Below are 6,026 nucleotides of genomic sequence, written 5' to 3'. Positions count from 1 at the left end.
TTTTTTCTGAGGGGGCCCATTATGAGCAAAAGTCGTTTCCTGGTTTCAGTCTACCCGGTCTTTTTCTTGCCATCATCGCCCTGGTTAGGAGCATAGGCGTTTAGGATATTGGGTTTGGTTGGTTTTGCCATCATCGCTTTTTACGGCATAGGCTGGATATTGGTTCTTCTGGTCTTTCGTTGTCATCATCGCTTTTTACAGCATAGACAGGATATTGGAATCGGTTCTTTTTGCTATCATCGCTTTTGAGGGCATAAGCAGGATAATTGGTTGTTTTGGTTCTTCTCTTGGATATTAATGATCTTAAAACGTGCTATTAAAAGAAAAATTAGAAGTTGACTGATATTGAATTTTACGGTCTTTTTAATTGGATATTGGAAAGCTCTTGGTTTATTCTTTGGATTTGGATATGATTGATATTTAATCGATATCAATCAACTTCTGATACAAAGATGCGACGAAAAATATCCCTGCACAAGAGCAAAACCGCTCTTTATTTGAGGTGACGGAAATACTGCGGCAATAGTAAATCGACGGGAAAAACGGGGTAAATAGTACGTGATCAAAAATCGTAAAACTACGATAGTGAATAGTGAATAGTGAATAGTGAATGGTGAATAGTGAATAGTGAATGGTGAATGGTGAATGGTGAATAGTGAATGGTGAATAGTCAAAGCTTCGAAGCGTTTACTGAATGACAATTTCTTTTAGCCTGGCGGTCGTCTGTCGTCTGTGGTCCGTTGTCTGTGGTCTGTCGTCCGTCGTCTGTGGCCAAATAAAAACTCCCGCCACAAGGGCCAGGAGTCAATTCTTTTTCCAACATTCAGGGAATTACTTCTGAGGGGGCTCATTTATAATGTATCCTGTTTTCAGTCTGGTTTTTCGCTCGTGCCCTGGTTAGGAACTTCAGCTTAGGATCTGGTTCATTCGGTTTTAATTGGATTGGATGGTTGGTTTTGCCAGCGGATATTGGCCTGTTGGTTCTTTTGGTGGGATATTGGTATGCTTTAAAAGAAAAATAGAAGTTGACTGATACTGAATTTTACGGTCTTTTTGGATGGATATTGGAAAACTCGTGGTTTGTTCTGGATCTTTGGATAATGATTGATATTTAATCGATATCAATCAACTTCTGGTACAAAGATGCGGCGAAAAAAGCGACTGTACAAGAGCATAATTGCTCTTTATTACCGGTGAAGTAAATACTGTGGCGATCGTAAATTGAACAACTTTCTTGAGGGGTTAGTACGTATGACCAAATCGTAAAAACACGTAGCAATTACGAATTACGAATGAAAACCTCGGGCGTGAGCAGTGCTTAAGTTGCAGCCTTTGTAAGGCCGGCAAACAATTGCTTCTTTATTTCATATTTAAGGGGCGGTTAAAAACGGGATATGGCTATGACAGCGGATATGCTGAAAATGTTGCATGAGTGAATAGTCAATAGTCAATAGTGAATGCTGAATGGTGAAAGCTTCGAAGTTCTTACTGAGCAACAATTTCTTTTAACCTGGCCGTGGTCTGTAGTCTGTGGTCCGTGGTCTGTCGCCTCTGCCCAAATAAAAACTCCCGCCACAAGGACAGGAGTCAATTTTTTTTCCAACATTCAGGAGGAATTACTTCTGAGGGGGCTCATATTGTAAAAGTTAGGTTATCCTGGTTTCAGAGTACTGTTTGGTTTTTCGTACCTTGATTGTGGTCAATCATGCACAGGATTGATTTTGTGTTGTTTTTTAAAGGATTTGGATTGGATTGGATTGTTCGGTTTTGGTTTTTGCCATCGTCGCCCTGGTTAGGAGCATAGGCTGGATATTGGTTTTGTTTTTTGTCATCGTCGCTTTTTACAGCATAGACAGGATATTGGTTTTACTTTGGTTCTTCGTCTGGATATATGGATGTAACTATAGTTGTTTTAAAAAGTAGAAGTTGACTGATATTGAATTTTACTGATTTTTCGTAATTGGATATTTGGACACTCAGGTTTATCAGGATTGTTGGATAATGATCGATTTTGATATTTAATCTCTATCAATCAACTTCTGACACAAAGATGCGGCGAAAAACAGCCCTGTACAAGAGCAAAACCGCTCTTTGTTTGGAGTGAAAAAAATACGGATAGGGTAGTAAAATGACTGCCCTGTTTAGGGTAGGGCTACGCTTTTGGGGTACGTATTTTTACTATAACAAATTACTTTTTTAATAAAAATAAAAAGTAATTAATATCTGGAAACTCTTGGTAGGAAAGGATTTTAGCCAAATCGTAAAACTTCGATGCCCAAATCACACAATTTTTCAAACGGTTTTCAGTTGCGCCCCCCAAATAGGAGATGTACGTATAAAGCACTTTTCCGCAAGGACGAAAAAAATCCCGAAAGGGCTTTTTTGTTAATCATATTTTTAAAAACGTAAAAACCAAAGTCAATTACGAATTATCAATTACGAATTACGAATTATGGATTAAAAATTTCTCAGATTTATAATAACCCTTTCACCCGGAAAAATTTGTAATTCGTAATTCGTAATTGATGATTACTTCGTCAGGCTTTGTATAATATCATACTTCGTCACGATGTGGTAAAACCCGCTCTCATCCTTACTCAGTACCGCTCCGTTCTCTTTATTGATGAATGCGCTCAAACGCTCTACCGGTGTGTCAAAAGCCACTTCGGGGTAGGGAGGCTGCATCACGGTGTTTACCGGGGCATCTTTCACATCGGCATTGTTGAGGATCTTGTCAAACAGGCCGTTTTCTGAGATAGAGCCTACATTCGCCTCTCCGTCAAATACCGGGATATTCTCGATATCATATTTCTTCATCAGGTTGATGGCATCCATCACTGTATCCGACGGGGAAATGCTCATCGTTTTCTGCGTACCACGTCCGCTGATCAGGTCCTTGAATGTTTTTACATCCAGGAAACCACGCTCCAGCATCCATTCGTCGTTGTACACTTTTCCTACGTACCTGCTTCCATGATCGTGAAAGATAACTACCACCACATCGTCTTTCTTCAGCTGGCTTTTCAGCTGAAACACGCCCTGCAGGCAACTTCCGGCGCTATAGCCACAAAACAACCCTTCTTCCTTCGCGATCCGGCGGGCCATTACGGCACCATCTTTATCCGTTACTTTCGTAAACTCATCGATCACGCTCATATCATAATTTTCCGGAACAAAATCTTCCCCGAAACCTTCGCTGATATAAGGGTATACCTCTTTCTGATCGAGTTCGCCCGTTTCAAAATATTTTTTCAGCAAAGAGCCATAACTGTCGATCGCCCATACTTTTATGTCGGGGTTTTTCTCTTTCAGGTATTTTCCCGTACCAACGATAGTGCCGCCGGTGCCGGTAGCTACTACTAAGTGGGTAACTTTCCCTTCCGTCTGTTCCCATATTTCGGGGCCGGTCTGCTCGTAATGCGCCTGCCTGTTGGCCAGGTTATCGTATTGGTTCACGTACCAGCTGTTGGGAACTTCGGTAGCCAGTCTTTTAGATACAGAATAGTAGGAGCGTGGATCTTCGGGCTCCACGTTGGTAGGGCATACGATCACTTCGGCGCCTACGGCTTTCAATATATCCGCTTTTTCTTTCGATTGTTTGTCGGTAGTAGTGAAGATACATTTGTATCCTTTTACACAGGCTGCCAGTGCAAGGCCCATACCGGTGTTGCCGCTGGTACCTTCAATGATAGTGCCCCCCGGTTTTATTTTACCCTCGGCCTCCGCCACTTCCAGCATTTTGAGGGCCATACGGTCTTTGATGGAATTGCCCGGATTGAAGTATTCCACTTTTGCCAGTACGGTGCAGGGAAGGTCGCGGGTGATCTTATTGAGCCGGATCAATGGCGTATCGCCGATCGTCTCAAGTACGTTGTTTAGCCACATGGTAGTAATCTTTTGGCCGCAAAGTTAGAGATTAGAGATTAGAGATCAGGGTTTAGGAGGAAGAAGTTTGGAAACGTTTAGAGATTAGGGATCAGGGGCAGGTATACGTTGAACGATATACAACCTTATCAGGAATCCAGATCCTAACAATTGATTATTAATATTTTATAATGTTTCAGTAGCATCAAGACATACCATTTAGCAAAAACTTCTGTCTAAACCCTGATCTCTAATCCCTAAACTTCTATAGAAGAATTACTACAAATTAAGATACCCTCTACTACAAACAGCGTATTATACTTGCGTTATATTTGCAATAGAAATTCCAATCATCCTTCCGAAAGTAGCTATTAATTTATTTATTCCTATAGAAGTTCCCCCATATATCCATCGAAAGATTGTTCCTTAGAGTTTATAAGTTGTTATGTGTAGTGCATAACGAAGAACTGAGTTTATAAAAATGCTCCTGTTGTTTAACAGGGGCATTTTTATTTCCGATAGCCCGTAATTTTAGTTGTGTGAAAATATTTGTGTGAAACTAATTTCACACAAATATTTTCACACAACTTGTGCGGATTTTGTAATTTGAGAAAAAATCCACACAAAAATGAACAGACTAAAACAATTCCGGTTGCAATTAACGCTGACCCAGGAAGAACTGGCACAATACTTAGCAGTTTCACCCAGTGTGGTCAGTATGGCTGAAAGTGGCCGCAGGAAACTTCCCGACGATGCCCGGATAAAATTTGAAGAATTGAGGTATCATTACAACGAACACCTGAAACAATACCCCGATAAAACCGGTTTCCCCGATGCAGATAAAAAAAGGGACTCCGCGATAAAAAAGATTGATCAAACCCTCCGCGAACTTAAAATACTTGCACCGGCAAAACAACGCGGGCTTACCGCGATGACCCAAAATTATACGCTGGCTTCACACAAGTTTACTTCATTGGAAAGCCTGAAGGCTAAACTCGCGTCGCAGGCCAATAAAAAAGAGGATCTCAGCTGGGTAAACGGGCAAATTGTAAAATGCCGCAAACAGTTGGAGCGATACAGCCTCGCCAAACAAATAGCTTTACGCATACAGACCGAAGTGATGTACGCAGAGATCGATATTTTTGAACGGATACTTTCGGATAATAAACTATGAAATGGGCTGAAGGTGCCAAAAAAATGAGTTAAATTTCTTTGACTGAAGAAAGCCACTATTGAAATATGTTTTGTCTTTCTACAGTTTAATTTTTTTAAATGATGTCAGGCCCCCACAAAAATTTATCGTCACGCTGAATAATTACCGGAGTTTTGTATACGATATCCGTACAGAAGGGGTAGTAGATATTTGATTTTGATGCTTACCTCCCGAAAAACTGACCTACATCAAGTTTTTTCCGTTAAAACCTGTAAAAGTAGTATCTGCACTACATTTCTTTAATTCCCGCATCTACGTTTCAAAATGAAGCAATGGCCTAATTTTGCTTTATAAGCAAGTTTAGTTTAATTGCCAATATCCAAGCGAGCAGAACCATTCCAATTCCGATCAATTAAAATTTATACCTGATAAAACCCAAACTGTAATCCCCCAAACGAGTGATTTTAAAAGCCTTCCTGAAAATGGAAGGTTTTTTATTTAATTACGAATTAGCAATTACGAATTACGAATGCAAGCGGAGGTTGCCGCGGAAAAAATAATCGCAGATTTCAGAGGGATGAAGGGGATTACACAGATTATTTTGCTGGCGCAAAACAAAATGCAGTTTATGAGAAGTTGAAGTTTTTAAAACTCTTCAATTTGCTATAAACTGCATTTTCGTTTTTACGAAGTCAGAACAATCTGTGTTTCCCAAACGAGTGATTTTAAAAGCCTTCCTGAAAATGGAAGGTTTTTTTATTTAATTACGAATTAGCAATTACGAATTACGAATGTAAGCGGAGATTGCAGCGGAAAAAATAATCGCAGATTTCAGAGGGATGAAGGGGATTACACAGATTATTTTGCTGGCGCAAAACAAAATGCAGTTTATGAGAAGTTGAAGTTTTTAAAACTCTTCAATTTGCTATAAACTGCATTTTCGTTTTTACGAAGTCAGAACAATCTGTGTTTCCCAAACGAGTGATTTTAAAAGCCTTCCTGAAAATGG

General features: G+C 40.0%; 2 protein-coding genes. One reads left to right on the top strand and one right to left on the bottom strand.

Going from position 1 to position 6,026, the window contains the following annotated elements:
* Positions 1-2,529 precede the first annotated feature (2,529 nt).
* On the bottom strand, positions 2,530-3,885 hold the full coding sequence (locus tag EGI32_RS14620; protein ID WP_255156105.1) for a pyridoxal-phosphate dependent enzyme: 1,356 nt from the start codon (positions 3,883-3,885) through the stop codon (positions 2,530-2,532).
* Positions 3,886-4,492: 607 nt separating this feature from the next.
* Between EGI32_RS14620 and EGI32_RS14615 the strand changes: the two genes are divergently transcribed.
* Positions 4,493-5,038, top strand: coding sequence for a helix-turn-helix domain-containing protein (locus EGI32_RS14615; protein ID WP_255156104.1), 546 nt, complete (start codon positions 4,493-4,495; stop codon positions 5,036-5,038).
* Positions 5,039-6,026 lie beyond the last annotated feature (988 nt).

This window comes from Ferruginibacter sp. HRS2-29 (genome assembly GCF_024343615.1).
GTDB lineage: Bacteria > Bacteroidota > Bacteroidia > Chitinophagales > Chitinophagaceae > Ferruginibacter.
Note: the sequence above shows the minus strand (reverse complement) of the source record. Positions and strands in the feature narration are given on the sequence as shown.